Genomic DNA, 18,260 nt, shown 5'->3' with positions numbered 1-18,260 from the left:
CTATTACGCCAGCAACTGTTGCTGGCGTAATTTCGCTATTTTATCTCGAACCGCCGCAGCTTGTTCAAATTCAAGATTTTGAGCATGATCTAACATCGTATTTTCAAGTGCTTTGACCTGACGATCTATTTCTTCAACTGACAATACTTGATAATTAGCTTCAGCTTCTGCAGCTTTTTGCTTACGCTTGAGTAACGCTTGCTCAGGGCTATCTCCCATGTCCATAACATCAGAGATTTTTCGATTAACCCCTTGAGGAATAATGTTGTTATCTAGATTATACTGGTGCTGTTTCTCACGACGTCTATTAGTTTCATCAATGGCTTTACGCATAGAGCCCGTAATACGATCGGCATACAAAATAGCCCGACCATTAATATTACGTGCAGCCCGCCCTATGGTTTGTATTAATGAACGCTCTGAGCGTAAAAAGCCTTCTTTGTCAGCATCTAAAATAGCCACCAAAGAAACCTCTGGCATATCTAACCCTTCTCGCAGTAAATTAATACCAACAAGTACGTCAAAATGCCCTAACCGAAAATCTCGAATGATTTCCACCCGTTCAACGGTATCAACATCAGAATGCAAATAACGTGTTTTAATCTGATGTTCATCAAGATAGTCGGTTAAATCTTCTGCCATCCGTTTAGTTAAGGTAGTAGCGAGAACACGCTCCCCTATTTCAACGCGTTGGCGAATTTCAGATAATAAATCATCGACCTGAGTTTCAACAGGACGTACTTCTATTTCTGGATCAAGTAACCCCGTTGGACGAACAACTTGTTCAGCCACTTCACCAGATGATTTCTCCATTTCATATTGGCTTGGTGTTGCTGAAACATAAATGGTTTGCGGCGCTAAGGATTCAAACTCTTCAAACTTCATCGGCCGGTTATCTAGTGCCGATGGTAAACGAAAGCCATATTCAACCAAATTCTCTTTACGTGATCGATCGCCTTTATACATAGCACCAATTTGTGGCACAGTCACATGAGATTCATCAATGATCAGCAATCCGTCATCAGGTAAATAATCAAATAGCGTCGGTGGCGCTTCACCAGATTGACGACCCGATAAATAACGGGAATAGTTTTCAATACCAGAACAGTAGCCAAGTTCTGTCATCATCTCAATATCAAACTGCGTACGCTGAACAATGCGTTGTTCTTCAACTAATTTGTTATTGTCTTTTAATATTTTGGCGCGATCTTTTAATTCTATCTTAATGTTATCAACGGCAGCCAAAATTCTGTCTCTAGGTGTCGCATAATGAGTTTTCGGGTAAATTGTCACCCGCGCCATTTTGCGCTCAACTTCTCCCGTTAACGGGTCAAACTGGCTAATACGCTCAACTTCTTCATCAAACAATTCTACCCGCACGGCTAATCGATCAGACTCAGCAGGGAAAATGTCTATTACATCCCCTCTAACACGATAGGTTGCTCGCTGAAATGCGACATCGTTGCGGGTATATTGCAATTCAGCTAATCGCCTGAGAATGTCTCTTTGATTGATAATATCGCCTTGGCGGATATGTAACATCATTTTTAAATAAGAGTCAGGATCACCCAAACCATAAATTGCTGAAACTGAAGCGACAATAATCACATCTCGGCGCTCTAGTAACGCTTTAGTTGCCGACAAGCGCATTTGCTCTATGTGCTCATTTATTGAGGCATCTTTTTCAATAAAAGTATCTGTCGTTGGGACATACGCTTCAGGCTGGTAGTAATCATAATAAGAAACAAAATACTCAACCGCATTATGTGGGAAGAATTCTCTCATTTCTCCATATAATTGGGCGGCAAGTGTTTTGTTAGGCGCCAACATCATCGTTGGTCGGTTAAGTTTGGCGACTACATTAGCAACCGTAAAGGTTTTACCTGAACCCGTAACACCTAACAAGGTTTGGTGAGCTAAACCGGATTCAATCCCTTCTAGCAGCTGATTGATTGCGTTGGGTTGATCACCACTGGGGATATAATCTGACACTAACTCCATAGACTTCATGAAGAAACTACCTTAACTTCTGTTATTTCAAGATCAAATTGTTTAGCAAAAAAGTAATACGAGATCATCGCCATCACAACATTACCTAATAATGCCCCGATAAAAAATCCTTCAATGCCAAAAAAGTAACTACCAATATATGCTAATGGCACATAACAAATAAACAATCTGACAATACTTAACAACAACGCAAACATTGGCTTATGCAGCGCGTTAAACGATGAATTAGTTAAGATGATAATACCTTGTAAACCATAGCCTAGCGGTAATACCCAAATAAATAACTTAATAATATCAGCAACAGACTGCTCTTTTGAAAAAGCTTGTGCAATCCAAGGCGCTGACAGTACTAAAATAAGATATATAATCACTTGCCATATTAAAACAAATTTAACAGATGTTTTATAACCTTCCTCCACTCGATGCATATTACCTGCACCAAAATTTTGACTGATAAAAGGTGGCAAAGTCATCGACAACGCTAATACGACTAAACACGCAATGGATTCAATGCGAGAGCCTACACCAAACGCTGCCACCGCTGAGTCGCCATAAGTAGCTACAATAGCGGTTAACACAGCGGCAGCGATTGGCGTTAACATGTTGGCACCTGCAGCTGGTAACCCAATATGTAATATCGCTTTACTCGATTGCATAAAGCGCTTAATAAATTCCAATGAAGTGTGGATTAACTGGCGTTTATATCCAACAATGTAAATGACATAACTTGTGCCAATTAACCATGAAATTAATGTTGCGATAGCCGCACCTTGGATCCCCAGTGCAGGGATAGGCCCAAGGCCAAAAATAAGAATAGGATCAAGTATCGCGTTAACCACACCACCTAACCCCATGATCATACTAGGTGTTTTAGTATCACCACTGGCGCGAAGAATTGCATTACCTATCATAGGACCAATTAAGAAAATACTCCCTAAAAACCAGACATCCATATAATCTCTGATCAAAGGCAACAGTTCCTCTCTGGCACCTAATAAAGTAAAAATTTCGTTACTAAAAATAAAACCGATATAAGATACGCCCCCTACGACTACTGCAGCGAGTATTAACGCGGAAGTTGCTGAGCATTTGGCAAATTCATTGTCTTTTTTACCAAAGGATTTTGCAATAACAGCAGAAGTACCAATACCTAAGCCAATGGTTAAGCTGATCAATGTAAAAGTAATGGGAAAAGTAAAACTAATAGCAGCTAACGGCTGAGTGCCCAGCAAACTGACAAAAAACGTGTCAACCAAATTAAATGTCATTAATAAGATCATTCCATATATCATAGGAATGGTCATTTCCTTTAATGTCTGGCTGACCGGATCTTTTAATAAATCGATTTGATGCTTGTTTGTGTTTTTTGTCATTAATGAATTACTTTTCAGCAGATTTTAAAACGTGCAATATTGTAAAAGATAGTGAGTACAGGTGCTATTTAAAAATTAGATTTCCTTGTAACTGAATATGCAATTTTGTTGATAAATGTCACGATTAAATGACCTGTTGATGCTATTTATGCAAATTAATACACAAAATATTTTAACCAACCATATAGTGTACAAAAAACACCCAAACTGATTAAAAGATACAACAAATCACCTTAACCTTCTGTTATAGTTATATTTATTAAAGTATCTCGACTTTAGAGATATCAACAAAAACTAACGCCAAGCCTATAAAACACGTTTTACCCTAGTTTCACTCACACACTTATCCACAGCTTTAGTGGATAAGTGTAATAAAATATGTAGTTCCAATTGGTTGAGTAAACAATCAACATTCGTCGTTGTTATTTACATCAGCTTGAACGTTAATTAAGCAAACGATCAATTAAATGGTTTTTTTCTTATTTTTGTGTTGACAGCTCGACTAGCTGCCATTAATATTCCGCCCCGTTAACGAGTTGCTAGCAAACAAGGTTAGTAATAAGTTTTTCCCCAATAGCTCAGTTGGTAGAGCGACGGACTGTTAATCCGTGTGTCACTGGTTCAAGCCCAGTTTGGGGAGCCAAATTAAAAAGCGATGGTTTGATTTAACGGTCGCGAAGCAGAGCGACGGACTGTACTATTTTAAGAAACAGCGTGTGTCACTGGTTCAAGCCCAGTTTGGGGAGCCAAATTAAAAAACGATGGTTAAATTAACGATCGTAAAACTTCCTGATAAACAGAAGTTAAAAAAGTTTATTCCCCAATAGCTCAGTTGGTAGAGCGACGGACTGTTAATCCGTGTGTCACTGGTTCAAGCCCAGTTTGGGGAGCCAATAATAAAGCCCGCTATAATTAGCGGGCTTTTGCTTTTCTGAACCCCCCTGAAATTTATATCTCATTCTAAATACATAAACTTAATCAAAACTAAATCACTGAAAATACTCTATTGGTAGAGCGACGGACTGTACTCTTTGAAGAAACAGCGTGTGTCACTGCTAGTTCCTCAAGCCCAGTTTGGGGAGCCAATAATAAAGCCCGCTAAAATTAGCGGGCTTTTGCTTTTCTGAGCCCCTGATATTTATATCTCACTTAAACACAAATTTTTCAACGCTAGATGACAGAAAATTTATCCTTGTTAAAAAGAAGTTGTTAGACGGTATTCTAGTTATTGATAGGTATAGCCAGTCGAGCTAGCATATGAACGTCAAAAACCTTGTTCTTAGCAATTGAGAATTAAGGTGATCGCACTTTCTGTATTAATCGTACTTCCTGTATTATTAGGCTGGCTTTTTGCAGTAATTCTTCTATCGAAAAGGGCTTTTTAACAATATAGTTTTGATAACCTTCCATTTTCTCATTGTCGGCGTAGCCTGTAATTAAGATTGTAGGTATTTTATCTTTGTAGCTTTCTAGTATATTGTGCCCCTGTATTTCCCCAGGCATTATTTCATCAGTTATGATGAGATCAATCATATCTCGATTCATTTCTATAAAGTCGACAGCTTCTGACGCAACTGAAAATTTGGTTACGTGATGCTTTTTTAACTCAAGAAGCGCTGCAGTGGTATCTTGCAGTTCTTTTTCATCATCTACCAAGATAATATTTAAAGATTGCGTGATATCGCCTACTGCCTTTTCTTGTCGTAACGGTTGTTTCTGTGTATTTTCATCGTTATATGGGATCCAAATGCTAAATGTTGATCCTTCACCAACGATTGAGTTAACCGAAAGTCCAAAATTTTTACTTTCCAGATAACTGTATACGATAGCCAAACCAAGGCCGCTGCCTTTCTCCTTTTTATTATATGATTTAAAAGGTAAAAAGATGTCTTCAATCAATTCAGGAGCTATTCCCATACCATCGTCAATTACTTCGATAAGTAAATAACTCTTTGAATGGCTCGGCTGTAAAACAAAATGTTTTTCGTTATCTATTTTAAATACTTCCCTAACATCTAAGCTTACTGTGCCATGCTTTTTAATTGCAGCAGTTGCATTAAGTAACAAATTTAGGAGAACGTCTTCAAAATCATGTTTACTGACGTTTATAGGCGGGCTGTCTTCTAAATTCCAATTAACGTTAATATTAGATGGGATAATTTCTTCAGTCAGTTGCTGCATGTCTGCTAGCACTTCACTAAAAGGCGCTAAAGTATTTTCCCCTTGATAACCTTTTGAAAACTTGAGTAGTTTATTGGTAAGGTTTTGAGCCCGATCTATTGATTTAGCAATGCTTTGAGTCGGTTTGATTATAGCGGGATTAGAATTTCGCATTGAGATAAGTTCCGCATTACCAGCGATCACCCCCAAAATATTGTTGAAATCATGCGCAATCCCTGCGGAAAGCGAGTTAATCAATTCATTTCTTTTTAACTGAGCCAGTGTAGCATCTTGCTTTTTCTTTGCAGTAACATCTCGTGTGACTGCTACCATCTCTACAACTTCATGTGGGTTTTCTGGGTTGTAATATGGCACAGCAATTTGATGCATTGATCGTCTTGTACCATCTAGTGAAATTATTTCAAATTCTTGATCAATAATTTCCCCTTTGAAAACTTTATCAACACCACGTTTAAATGATTCTCTATGCTCTGGAACAATCAAGTCAAGAAGTGACTGGCCTTGGACATCAAAAAGACAGCTCGCACCAATTAAAGAGAGCCCTGTTGCATTCATATCAATTAAACAGTAGTTTTTATCGACACTCTTAATACACTCGGTGATGGAGCTTATTATTGCTTTAAATTTTGCATTTTCCTCTTCGATACTATTTACCATACAACACCATCAAAAAAAATGAATATAGTAAGTGTAGTTCATTCCTGCAAACAGTTAGCCAGATGACTGTAACTATTGCACTTTATGTCGATTTTCTCTCCAATTAAATCACGCTTATTTTAAAGCTTTGATAAACCACAGCAAAACTTTTATCCTCACTACGCTTATACATTTTTATGGGATAATGACACTAAGCATAAAAAAAACGCCAAGCATTAACTTGGCGTTTTCTAAACATGATGACTAGTTCATCATCTTATCTCTTAGTAATCTAAATTCTGTGCCTTTATGCCAGTTAGGCCAATGACTTTCCTGCGCAAGTAAATACCCAGTTTCAAAAAACAATTGTAGTTCTTGTGTCAGTCCTTCCCAGCCCCATTGTTCTTGATACACATCACAGGTTTGGTGATAACATTTGCCAACTTGAGCTTCAACAGCCTGACCAATTTTCTCTTGTTCATCGTTTAGCCATTTTGAACCACCGCCAGCACTTAATGCGGGAACACCTTTTTTAGCTAAAGAAAAATGATCTGAGCGGTAATAATAGCCACGTTCCGGCGTTTGCTCTGGCGTTAAGATTCGATTTTGGCGCTTTGCCGCTTTTGCTAAATAATCTTCTAGCTGAGATTTACCAAAACCAACAACCGTCACGTCTTTTTTCTTACCTGAAATATCAAGGCTGTCCATATTCACAAGGCCAACAATTTTATTTAATGGCATCGTAGGATGATTAGCAAAATAACGCGAGCCTAAACGTCCTTGCTCTTCAGCTGTCACGGCAATAAAAGTGACTGAACGCTTAGGTGCATGCTTTAACGATTGATACGCCTTTGCAATATGCATTAATCCGGCAGTACCTGTCGCATTATCATGAGCACCATTAAAGATTTCTTTTTTACCGTCGACGATAGTCGTTCCTAAATGATCCCAATGCCCCATATAAAGCACATGCTCGTCTGGGTGCTCAGTACCAGGGATAGTCGCTAAGACATTATTTGAGGTTGATTGCTTGATAGCATTTTTAATACTGATGTTGGCTTTAAGTGACAATGGCACCGCTTTAAAGTCTTTCGACAATGCCTGTTGTTTCATTGTCGTGAAATTTTTACCCGCTTTTGCAAATAACTCTTTCGCTTTATCTACACTGATCCACATTTCTACATCGATGGCTGGTTCATTCACTTCTTTAGCTGGTAAATGATATTGCGCGCCAGTCCAGCTACTTTCAATCACATTCCAACCATAACTAGCAGGTTTGGTTTCATGAATAACAATAGCACCAGCGGCACCCTGTCGTGCAGCTTCTTCGTATTTATAAATCCAGCGACCATAATATGTCATGGTATTGCCATCAAATAGTGACGGATCTTGTGTAGCAAACCCTGGGTCATTGACTAATACGACGACCGTTTTCCCTTTAACATCAATCCCTTCATAATCATTCCAATTGTATTCAGGGGCATTAATACCATAGCCAACAAACACAAGTTCGGAATCATTTAATGCAACACTGTTCACTGTCTTTCTTGAGCTTGCGACAAAGTTTTTTGGGAAAGTAAAATCAATATCAGCAATAGTTAATGAGCTAGTTGGCGTGCTGGTAATACTCACCATAGGAACAGCTTGTGTATAGCTGTTGCCGTTACCCGGTTTTAAACCCAGTGATTTAAAACGGTTTATTAACATCTGTGTGGTTAATTTTTCTCCCACTCCTGATGGCTCTCGACCTTCAAATTTATCAGATGAAAGGGTTTTAATATCTTTTTTTATTTGATTAATATTAAATGATTCATAAGCTTTTAAAAAATCATTATTACTTGCCAATGCCGCTCCTGCACTGAGTAATAATGTAAGGGCTAATAAACCTTTGTTAAATTGTTTCAATGAACTATTCCTCATAACAAAAATTAAGAATCGAAAGACTAGCGTTTTACTGTGAACAACACCAGAAAATTTAAACAAAAACTAGAGGACGCACGTACTGTCCACTTTACGATAACGCCATTTGCCAGTAACCAACATCTAACCATTGCCCAAACTTTAGGCCAACCTGTTCAAAATGCGCCACTTTCTTTAATCCCAGCTTTTCGTGCAAGGCAACGCTGGCCTGATTAGGCAAAGTGATCCCTGCAATCACAGTGTTAATTTCAGTATTTAATTGCAATTGTTTAAAAAGTTCGGTGTAGAGCGCGGTACCATAACCTTTGCCATGGCAATGTGGAGTTAAATAAACGGTGATTTCACTCGCAAACCGATAAGCACTACGATCACGCCATTTTGTCGAATAGGCATATCCTAGCAACTCACCCTCAATCTCTAATACTAACCAAATATGATTGGATTGCGTGATTGTTTGTATTCGTTGTGCCATTTCATCAGCAGTCACCATTTGCTCTTCGAAAGTGATCACGGTGTCCTTTATGTAGTAATTATATATCTGTGCAATTGCTTGCGCGTCATTAATAACTGCAGTTCTGATCATAAAACGTCCTAAATAACTGATAGTTGCCGCGATAAGATAACGAAAATATTTTCAACAGACAAAAGAAAAGGCTTCTTGATTTACTCAAGAAGCCTTTAAATATCTAACTTTCGACTATTTTACATCGAGTTAACTATTGTTTCACTGCATTGATCTCAGCTTCTGCATTATCTAATGCTAGTTTATAACCAAATGAAACATGGTGATAACGCGCACTCGAATAATCATCATGGATAGCAAAACCAAAGTTGTAGACTTTGCCTGGTTCAATATTAATATCGCCCGGTTTGTCTGAGGTTAGCTTACGTTTAACGATTACCGACCAAGTACCAAGTTTTAGTGAAGCTTCAACTTCAGCACCTTGACCGCCGTGCATATCACGTTCAGCTAAAATGCTACCATCTTCAACTTCTTTACTGCCTGATTTATAGCGTAATAAGTCCATGTATTGGTTGTCTGCCATTGCAGCATCAATGTCAGACTGATCTTTTAATTTATCCCAACCACCTAGCGCTTTACCACGACGGCCTTTTAGCTCTATCTTAGTACGAGTTTCTTTAATGTACTTAGTAACGCCATCGCTTAAATTTAAGCGTTTAGCTAAGTCACCACCTAACAAATCCTCTTTAGGTTGAAATGGCATTGTATTCGCGTCAGCATGGCAGGTGCCCCAACAACCCGCACGATCTGCATACTCAACATCATCGGTTGCAATCATAAAGGCTAGTTTCATTGGGTTTTCTGGATCCATTTTGCCACCTTCGACAAATGGTACCGGCGCATGAGTGCCCTCTGCCCAGCTAAAGCGTAAATACAAATACTCATCATCATGACTAGCATTAATAGTGACAGGAATACTGCCGCGCTTACCTGGGATCACATTTGGCTCAAGATCTTTCTCACTTTCACCCGAAACTATGGTGTTACCCAAGGTTTCAATTTCTTCACCGTGACATTCAATACAACGATCCCCTTTACTAAAGGCACGCTTTCCACCATGTGATCTACCTAGAATCCACTCCATTGATGCTTGACCAGGATAGAACACTGGAATATCAACTGAAGAGGCTTTATTCCAGTCAAGGTTGATATTACTTGCAGAGTCTGCTGATTGCTCAGATGACGCATTTTCACCACTTGTACCTGCTTTGGCTCCTGCATTAGCTAATGCTGCCGCAACGGCTTGATCAATTTGAGCCTGCATTGCAGCTTTTGCAGCTTCAGCTTCTTCTTTCGCTTTGATTTTTTCTTCTATTTCTTTTTCTTTAATACGCGCTAAACCATTTTTGTACATTTCAGGAATAGGACGAATATAATCAGGATTAGGCGCTTCAATTGCTTCTAATTCTTCATCACTGAGCTTATCGCGTACATTATGATGAGCAATGCCTTTATGGCAATCAATACAGGTTTGCCCTGTTTCAAATGCATTTAAATGTTGCTTGCGCGCTCGAGGTTTTTGAAACTCAGGATTCATCGACTCAAGGTTATGACAGTTTCGACATTCTCTTGAATCTGTTTCTTTCATCGCTTTCCAGACATTTTTTGCTAAGGATAAACGATGTTCTTCAAATTTTTCTCGGGTGTCTATTTTACCAGTTAACCAATAAAACACCTCTTTTGATGCTTGGATTTTTCGCACCATTTTATGTACCCATGGATCAGGCACATGACAATCAGAACATTCGGCTCTTACCCCTGTTCGATTTGAATAATGAATAGTCGGCTTATATTCTTGATAAACATTGTCTTCCATTTCATGACATGTCGTACAGAATTCTAGCGTATTGGTAGCTTCCATGGCGGTATTAAAGCCACCCCAAAAGATAATACCAACAACAAAGAATACCACTGCGCCGGCAACAGTAGTGCCTAAAATTAGGCGGCGAGACCAAAAGCTTGGTGTTGTATGGGTTTCATTTGACATAATTAACTCGTTCGATATCAAAGATAAAAATAAACGAACATGGCTGAAGCCATGTTCGTTCGACTAATCAATAAATGATTAGGTTTTGTGGTTTGAACGATTGAACACGTTAAACTTACCAGTTGGTGTTGTTAAACCTTTAATACGTGCTTTCTCTTTAAGAGTTTTAGCATCGTATACAACGATTTCACCTGTTGGGTTTTTACTATCAGTACGGTTCCAAACTGAAACCCATACCTCAGTACCACCTTTGTTAAATTCCATGTGAAGCGCAGCTTTACCTTCTTCTTCAGTAACACGGATAGTTTTAACAATTTCACGTGTTTTCTTATCAAACACTTGTACAGATTGTTGAATTTCTGGCTCAGGATGTTTCAACTGATCCGCCCAAACATAATCTGAGTTCTCATGTGTACGAATGAAGACACCAGCACCGTCAGTTTCAACTTCATAACAAAGTTTCCATGCTTGGTCAGGGTGATTCATAGGATCGTTACCCCAAACAGACACTAAGCCAACACCTAAGTGAGTTGTACCCGCCACAGGACCACACTCTTTATCAACCCAGTTAGCACCAGGACCTGGGTGTGGTAATGCATCAACATCGATCATTTTCTCTAACTTACGATCTTTAGTATCAATCACAACCATTTTGTTAGATGCATTAGCTGCGATTTGGAAATAACGACCAGACGGGTCAAAGAAACCATCATGCAAGAATTCAGCAGAGCTGATTTTCGTAATCGTTAAGTTGTCTAAGTCTTTGTAATCCACTTGCCACATTTGGCCTGTTTCTTTTACAGCAACGATAAATGAAGACTCAATAGGCGATGTGTAGATAGCAGCTACACGCGCTTCGTTAATGAACTCACCTTTAGTGTTATAGCCACGCGTTGAGACAACTTTAAGTGGGTTAAGGGTCTCTGCATCCATAATAACAAAGTGAGCAGGCCAGTAACCACCAGCAATTACGTATTTTCCGTCACCTGATACCGCGATATCACGCGCGTCATACGCCATTTTAGTTTCCGCAACTAACATTTTGTCAGGTGTTTGCCATAAATCGATTTTGTTGACTTTACCGTCACGACCAATGGTGTACCAGAAACGACCTACATCTTTAGCATGATCTTTCTTATGATGCTCTGTACCTTTAATTACGTGTACCGCATAACCAGTATCGATATGTGTAACGATTTCTTTTGTGTCACCATCAACAATGGCCGCTTTACCCGCATCACGTTCGATAACAACAAAGAAGTTTTGCCAGTTACGACCATGTAATGGCTTAGTTGGGTAGTCTTTTAATTCAACATACTGTTTAGTATGACCACGCATTTGTTCTAAAGACATTTCTGGTGGAACAGGAGGTTCCATTTGAATGAAGGTCGCTAAATTAGAAATTTCTTGTTTAGTGAACAAGTCATCAAAGTTATTCATACCACCTTCAGTACCTAAAGCGATGATTTTTTCTAAACGCTTTTGGCCTTTTTTCAAGGTATTTTTAGGTTCTAGGTTTTTGCCTGTTGCACCTTTACGTAATACACCGTGACAACCAGCACAACGCTGGAAGTAGTGTAGCTGAGCTTTTTCAAAATCAGCTTCAGATAAAGTAGGTTCAGTTGCAGACACAGACATGCTAATACCACTAGCTGCCATACCTATTGCTAAACCAAGTGCTGAAAGGCCAAATTTAATTGTTTTCATCGGTTTCTCTCCAGATGTTTCATTACATGCTTAGTTGATTAGATAACTTGATAGTTTCTACGCTAAAGAAGCTTCTCTAATTTTAATTTCGCCCTTTATAGCACTTACGTACTACTTCGAGCTGAAAGCTTTTACTGAAATCATTCACCGCTTGTTATAAACAAAGTTGTTAATAAATGTGTATTTCAGAATATGGGTCTACTATCAAGCAATTCACTTTATAAAAAGCTGATGCAGATCAACTTTTAAAAGTATTTGAATGGAAAGAAATTTTTGTTTGATCAAGGTCAACAAAAAGAGACAAAAGACTGACCTTTGCTAGTAAAAATAATACACTGACAGCCTGTTAGTAATAATGACTAAAAGCAAAACAACCTGTTTGTAGGGGTATATAAAATGACTAATCGCAGCAAGTCACTCATTTATGCAGCCATTATAGGCCTGATTATTGTCGCAATATTTCTAGGATTTTTGTCTAGTTTGACCAACCCAGTCTCTTGGATTTTAATCTGTGTATTAGTGTTGATTCCCGTTATTTATCGTAAAACAGCTAATAACAACTTAATTACATGGAAAAAAGAATACAGTGTTGGTATTGAACATATTGATCAGGACCATCAAAAGCTCATTAGTTTGCTTAATCGCTTCACCACCGCCTATGACTATGCAATGAGTGAAGAATTTGAAAAAGATGCGTTAAATGATTTGGTTAATTACACTAAGTATCACTTTGAACGTGAAGAAAAGCTGATGGAGAAATATGATTATCCTGACTTTGCAGAGCACAAAAAACAACATATTGAAATGATCAAACAAGTGGATCATTTTGCGAACTTGTATCAACAACAAGGGCATGATGCCTTAAATGAAATTAGTGACTTTTTAACAAACTGGCTAATTAATCATATCAATGGCACCGATAAACGCTACAGTAAGTATTTAAATGATAAAGGTGTGCATTAAGTTAACCTTTTATCTGCACCTTGATTAAGTGAAAGCCTTAACTTTTGTTAAGGCTTTTTTATTTAAGGAGTGTATTACAAGGCTAAGGTTATCGGAAAGACTCTTAATTCTTAGCAGGTGTTACAATTATTTTTTATCCTTGTTTTCAATAATCGATAACTGAAAGCCTCAAGCAATATATTACTCTAATGCCTTATCAACCGCATGTTCTACGTGAATTTTTGTAGTGTCGTATAATGGAATGTCAGTGTCAGCCTGACTGACAAGTAATGCGATTTCTGTACAACCTAAAATAACCGCTTGCGCGCCTTTATCGTAAAGCTTAGTGATAATATCTAAATATCGTTGTTTTGATGACAGATTGATTTGTCCTAGGCATAACTCTTGATATATCACTTGATGAATAAAAGCACAATCTTCTGACTCAGGAATGATCACATCGATACCAAAGCGCTCAGTCAAGCGATGACGATAAAAATCTTGCTCCATGGTAAATTGCGTACCTAGCAAACCTACACAGGATACACCGTCATGTTGTAATTGCTTTGCGGTAGCATCAGCAATATGAAGAACAGGAATAGCCAGTTGCTCAGCAATCTGCTGATAAACTTTATGCATAGTGTTAGTACAAATTATCAGAAAATCAGCACCTCCAGCTTCTACCGCTTTCGCTGCTTGCGTTAAAATACTAGCGGTTTCTTGCCACTTTCCTGCATGCTGTAATTGCTCTATCTCGTGAAAATCGACACTATACAAACAAATTTTTGCAGAATGTAGACCGCCAAGTTTGGATTTAATTAATTGGTTAGCTAGCGCATAATAACTGCTGGTCGATTCCCAGCTCATACCTCCCAACATACCAATAGTTTTCATAAACACCTCATTGTTATTCATTGTTTCTATGCAAGTGTTAAATAAACCCACGCCTTTACACATGGGTTTGATATATTGAATATCTTCTTGCTCAAACTGCTCAGCTATGGCAAAAACCGAGAGAGTAAAGTTTTTACCAGTCTAAGGAGCTAACAATCCCCAAATATTTACTGGTTATTTAAAGTCTGATTTAAACGCTCAAAACCTTGGCGTAAATCTTCAATCAAATCATCGCTATCTTCAAGCCCGATGTGCAAGCGAATTAATGGCGATTGGTAAGAAAATGATGTAGCTGTGCGAAGCTTACCCACATGATGATTTGCTAAAATCAAACTCTCAAAGCCCCCCCACGAATAGCCCATTTTAAAATGGTGCATACCGTCAAGTAAGGCATTTACAGCAGCTTGATTACCACGATTAAGTACGAATGAAAATAGACCATTACTCCCTGTAAAATCACGCTTGAAAAACTCATGTCCTGGGCAAGAAGAAAAAGCCGGATGCAGAACTGTTTCCACCTCATCTCGCTGTTGTAACCACTGAGCAACTTTTAGCGCACTGTCTTGGTGTTGTTTTAAGCGCACGCCTAAGGTTCTGATCCCTCGCATTGCCAAGTACAAATCATCCGGAGAGGTACATTGCCCCATCAAATAACTGTTTTCTCGTAACTGCTCCCAATACTGCTCGGTTGCGGTTGCAGTGCCAAGCATAACATCAGAGTGACCAACGATATATTTTGTTGCTGCTTGAACAGAAATATCAACCCCATGGTCAAATGGCTGAAAATTAACCCCAGCTCCCCAGGTATTATCGAGCATCACTATACAGTTATGCTGATGAGCAACTTCTGCAATACCTGGCACGTCCTGTACTTCCATGGTAATCGAGCCTGGAGATTCTAAAAATATTAACTTAGTGTTTGGTTTGATCAGCTGTTCAATACCTTTACCAATAAGCGGATCGTAGTAAGTGGTTTCAACGCCAATTCGTTTTAATACGTGATCACAAAAATCTCGGGTCGGTTCATAGGCGCTATCGACCATTAAGATATGATCACCGGTGCTTACAAAGGCTAAAATAGCATTTGTGATTGCAGCCGTGCCTGATGGGTAAAGAGCACAACCAGCGCCTCCTTCAAGCTCTGTCATGGCATCTTGAAATGCAAAAGAGGTCGAAGTACCACGGCGTCCGTAAAATAGGACCTGATTACCACGATTTGCTGTCGCATGTTTCATCTCCTTCACGGAATCAAACACCACAGTTGACGCACGTTCTACTGGTGGGTTGACAACCCCACGAGTCCATTTTGAATGTCGTCCAGCATTTACAATTTTGGTATCTTTTCTCATGTCTTTGGTTTCATCCTACACATCAATATTTAGCAGTCTAGCCATCTAAACATTTTTTACGCCGGTGATCCAATATAAATCACCCATTTTTTATAATAATATCTGCAACTACTATTACGATAGTTATTAACGGCTAAAATATTCTCAAAATAATGATTGTTGTTGATCAACAATGGCACTGAATGATTCATTGATAAATGGCAGTATCGCATCTGCCACTGTCGCTATTTGTTTATCAATATATAACTGGTAATCCAATGGAGCATTAACATAACCCTTAGCTTGAGGCCCCGCTTTGGTTAGGTAATATTCTATCCAGCCTTTATTCTGAAATTTAAGAGGTTGATTTTTTTGACGGTTAATTTCGTCGGCGGCGCGTGCTGCTTTGATATGTGGCGGAACATTTTTGACATAAGCAGACAGCTTTTTACGAATACGCTTACGATAAATAAGTAAATGATCAAGCCTTCCTTCATAAGTGTCTTGCACAAGTTGTTGAATAAAGTGTTTAACTGGTTGTTGATTAAATACTTTGAGATAAAGTGAACGTTGAAATGTTTTCGCTAATTCAGTCCAATCCGTTCTTACGCTTTCAAGCCCTTTAAAAATCAATTTCTCTTGTCCATCATTGACTACTAAACCCGCATAACGTTTCTTGGTTCCTACATCCAAACCACGTATCGTTGGCATAAAAAATTGACTAAAATGTGTCTCAAATTCAATTTCTAACTGGCTAGCAATCTGAAACTTATCTTTTAAGGCGACTTGCCATTTGCGATTAATAAAAACGGCTAATTCAGCGCCTAAACGCTGGCTTTGCTCCGCGGTTTGTTCATCACCGATGTGAACAAATATTGAATCAGTATCCCCATAAATCACTTTATAGCCTTTTGCTTCAATCCAGCGTTTGGTTGTGGTTAATAATTCATGCCCTCGTTTAGTAATCGAGCCTGATAAGCGCGGATCAAAAAAACGACAACCGGTAGAGCCTAATACGCCATAAAAAGAATTCATGATAATTTTAATCGCCTGTGACAAAGCTGCATCGCTCTCTTGTTTTGCTTTATCACGTTCTTGCCAAAGCCCTTCAATAATATCGGGTAAAAAATGCTGCTCTCGCGAGAAATAAGCGCCATCAAAACCCGCTATCGCGTGCTCAGGCTGCTTCAACCCTTCAATCATGCCCATAGGATCAATCTTAAAGGTGCGAATAATACTTGGATACAAACTTTTAAAATCGAGTACTAACACGTTTCTATAAAGCCCTGGTATAGAATCCATCACATAACCACCAGGTGATACCAAACCTTGTAAACCATCCCCTAAATTGGGAGCAACATAGCCTGCACGATGCAGCTTAGGTAAATATAAATTAGTAAATGCAGCAACCGAGCCGCCCACCCTATCTAACGTTAAACCAGTGAGTTGAGCGCGCAGCATGGCAAATTCAAGCAAATGTGTATGCTCAAAAATACACGTCACAAGGCGACAATCTTCTAAATTATATGCGGCTAAGGCAAGTTTATCCTGATGAAAATTGTCGATAATTTCCTGGACGCGATTATCAACATCATCCACTTTTTTACCTATCCCAAGCAGAGCATTAGCGACGAAGTCCAAAGAAAAGCTAGGAAAGTTATAAGTTGCAGTTTTGAGCACATCAATACCATCTAATACCACACGACCAGCAATATCGATAAATTGCTGACCACTATTGGTATTTTTTCGCCACCTTGGCGCTTTTCCATCCCGTCCGATTGCAAATTGAATGTGATGTAAATCGCAACGTTTTTGTAAGAGATTAAAATCAAATTGAATAACATTCCAACCAATAATAATGTCAGGGTCATGTTTACGCAGCCATGCGATTAAGCCATGTAATAATGCGACTTCATCAACAAACCAATCAATGTTTGAGCTCACTTCTTGTTGCTCTTTCACGGATAGCTTTGCACTTTTGTTCGCAGTGTTTTGATCACCGATCATCAGAATTTTTTTTATACTCTTGCCATTTAACTGATCTGAATACAAACCAACAGAAAATAGCTCCCCTTCCATCGAGCACTCAATATCAAGCGATACCATATCGAGTTTAGTGTTTGATAAGGTCTGTTCTTTAGCAATAGCCCGACATTGGTTAGCTTTTAGCGGCTGATAGATAAGCGCTCGTTGCTCATTAGCATCTGTGTATTGTCCAAGCTCTGCACTTGATGCAAAGGATGGTTGAGCAGCTAATTGAAATTCAGCACTGGCGGTAACAAAGCGCTCCATTAAAAAACGCTCTTCTGGGCGAATATCGTCCTCGTAGCACTTGATATTTTGCTGTGCTAGCACTTCTTTAGCGCGATAAAATGCTCGCATCGAAGAAAAATACACTCCACTGACCGCTTGCTGCTTAAAGGTTATAAGCGACAGCGGTACAATTTTTTCCACACTTACCGAATGCTGATTAAGGCATGCGGACACTTTGTCTGCTAACGAGCTTTCTACAAAAAACAGCGTAGATTGGTGTTCAACCACAACATTGACCACCCCTTGAGCACTTTTGAGCCAATAAGACAAACAAATCCCTTGTTTGGTATCAAAAGCATAGCGTGTCAGTAAAAAGCCTGATACACGGCTATTTTGTATAGCTTGCACACAAATCGTCATTTAAAGGTTCAAATCTGTCATCATAAACTGTTAATATATACAGCATTGTAAAATAAAAAGCCCGCTGAGAAAACCAAAAGGGACTG

Annotated in this window: 11 protein-coding genes, 2 tRNA genes and 1 pseudogene; 3 read left to right on the top strand and 11 right to left on the bottom strand. The window is 38.9% G+C overall.

The genetic code is table 11. The annotated features are described in order from the left end of the window. Positions 1-3: 3 nt before the first annotated feature. Complete coding sequence (gene uvrB, locus IV514_RS12740; protein ID WP_206485645.1) at positions 4-2,010, bottom strand: excinuclease ABC subunit UvrB; 2,007 nt, start codon at positions 2,008-2,010, stop codon at positions 4-6. Next, positions 2,007-3,383, bottom strand: a complete 1,377-nt coding sequence (locus IV514_RS12735; protein ID WP_206485644.1) for an MATE family efflux transporter — start codon at positions 3,381-3,383, stop codon at positions 2,007-2,009. Before IV514_RS12735 ends, uvrB begins: the two co-directional genes overlap by 4 nt. A 567-nt stretch (positions 3,384-3,950) precedes the next feature. Here IV514_RS12735 and IV514_RS12730 point away from each other — a divergent pair. Both IV514_RS12730 and IV514_RS12725 read left to right on the top strand, forming a co-directional pair. Beyond that, positions 3,951-4,026: transfer RNA gene (locus IV514_RS12730), tRNA-Asn, on the top strand. Positions 4,027-4,200: 174 nt separating this feature from the next. Beyond that, a tRNA-Asn gene (locus tag IV514_RS12725) sits at positions 4,201-4,276 on the top strand. A gap of 400 nt (positions 4,277-4,676) precedes the next feature. On the opposite strand, the gene IV514_RS12720 is transcribed toward IV514_RS12725, so the two are convergent. The 6 genes and pseudogenes from IV514_RS12720 to IV514_RS12700 form a co-directional block, all read right to left on the bottom strand. Continuing rightward, positions 4,677-6,221 (bottom strand): ATP-binding protein, encoded by a 1,545-nt coding sequence (locus tag IV514_RS12720; protein WP_206485643.1) that lies wholly within the window; start codon positions 6,219-6,221, stop codon positions 4,677-4,679. 243 nt (positions 6,222-6,464) lie between these two features. Continuing rightward, entirely contained in the window at positions 6,465-8,105 is a 1,641-nt protein-coding gene (locus tag IV514_RS12715) for a M28 family metallopeptidase (RefSeq protein ID WP_206485642.1), read from the bottom strand. Between the two features lie 106 nt (positions 8,106-8,211). Continuing rightward, positions 8,212-8,703: a GNAT family N-acetyltransferase gene (locus tag IV514_RS12710; protein WP_206485641.1), complete on the bottom strand. Its 492-nt coding sequence runs from the start codon at positions 8,701-8,703 to the stop codon at positions 8,212-8,214. 133 nt (positions 8,704-8,836) lie between these two features. Then, on the bottom strand, positions 8,837-10,006 hold the full coding sequence (locus IV514_RS12705) for an ethylbenzene dehydrogenase-related protein (RefSeq protein WP_346776931.1): 1,170 nt from the start codon (positions 10,004-10,006) through the stop codon (positions 8,837-8,839). Between the two features lie 72 nt (positions 10,007-10,078). Next, a pseudogene (locus IV514_RS17710) lies at positions 10,079-10,648 on the bottom strand (NapC/NirT family cytochrome c); the annotation flags it as partial. Positions 10,649-10,708: 60 nt separating this feature from the next. Next, positions 10,709-12,337, bottom strand: a complete 1,629-nt coding sequence (locus tag IV514_RS12700) for a cytochrome D1 domain-containing protein (RefSeq protein WP_206485639.1) — start codon at positions 12,335-12,337, stop codon at positions 10,709-10,711. A gap of 396 nt (positions 12,338-12,733) precedes the next feature. On the opposite strand from IV514_RS12700, the gene IV514_RS12695 reads away from it, so the two are divergent. Further along, positions 12,734-13,300 (top strand): bacteriohemerythrin, encoded by a 567-nt coding sequence (locus IV514_RS12695; protein ID WP_206485638.1) that lies wholly within the window; start codon positions 12,734-12,736, stop codon positions 13,298-13,300. Between the two features lie 180 nt (positions 13,301-13,480). Here IV514_RS12695 and IV514_RS12690 read toward each other — a convergent pair whose 3' ends face one another. The 3 genes from IV514_RS12690 to IV514_RS12680 form a co-directional block, all read right to left on the bottom strand. Next, positions 13,481-14,173, bottom strand: a complete 693-nt coding sequence (locus tag IV514_RS12690; RefSeq protein ID WP_206485637.1) for an aspartate/glutamate racemase family protein — start codon at positions 14,171-14,173, stop codon at positions 13,481-13,483. A 167-nt stretch (positions 14,174-14,340) separates the two neighbouring features. Next, on the bottom strand, positions 14,341-15,522 hold the full coding sequence (locus tag IV514_RS12685) for a cystathionine beta-lyase (protein ID WP_206485636.1): 1,182 nt from the start codon (positions 15,520-15,522) through the stop codon (positions 14,341-14,343). Between the two features lie 144 nt (positions 15,523-15,666). After that, positions 15,667-18,162, bottom strand: a complete 2,496-nt coding sequence (locus tag IV514_RS12680) for a DNA polymerase II (RefSeq protein WP_346776926.1) — start codon at positions 18,160-18,162, stop codon at positions 15,667-15,669. Positions 18,163-18,260 lie beyond the last annotated feature (98 nt).

The sequence above is a fragment of the Thalassotalea sp. G2M2-11 genome, assembly GCF_017168195.1.
GTDB lineage: Bacteria > Pseudomonadota > Gammaproteobacteria > Enterobacterales > Alteromonadaceae > Thalassotalea_E.
Note: the sequence above shows the minus strand (reverse complement) of the source record. Positions and strands in the feature narration are given on the sequence as shown.

Bases quoted from the DNA above. Each gene is read 5' to 3' on its own strand.
- uvrB (WP_206485645.1), bottom strand. From the start codon at position 2,010: ATGAAGTCTATGGAGTTAGTGTCAGATTATATCCCCAGTGGTGATCAA.
- IV514_RS12735 (WP_206485644.1), bottom strand. From the start codon at position 3,383: ATGACAAAAAACACAAACAAGCATCAAATCGATTTATTAAAAGATCCG.
- IV514_RS12720 (WP_206485643.1), bottom strand. From the start codon at position 6,221: ATGGTAAATAGTATCGAAGAGGAAAATGCAAAATTTAAAGCAATAATA.
- IV514_RS12710 (WP_206485641.1), bottom strand. From the start codon at position 8,703: ATGATCAGAACTGCAGTTATTAATGACGCGCAAGCAATTGCACAGATA.
- IV514_RS12700 (WP_206485639.1), bottom strand. From the start codon at position 12,337: ATGAAAACAATTAAATTTGGCCTTTCAGCACTTGGTTTAGCAATAGGT.
- IV514_RS12695 (WP_206485638.1), top strand. From the start codon at position 12,734: ATGACTAATCGCAGCAAGTCACTCATTTATGCAGCCATTATAGGCCTG.
- IV514_RS12690 (WP_206485637.1), bottom strand. From the start codon at position 14,173: ATGAAAACTATTGGTATGTTGGGAGGTATGAGCTGGGAATCGACCAGC.
- IV514_RS12685 (WP_206485636.1), bottom strand. From the start codon at position 15,522: ATGAGAAAAGATACCAAAATTGTAAATGCTGGACGACATTCAAAATGG.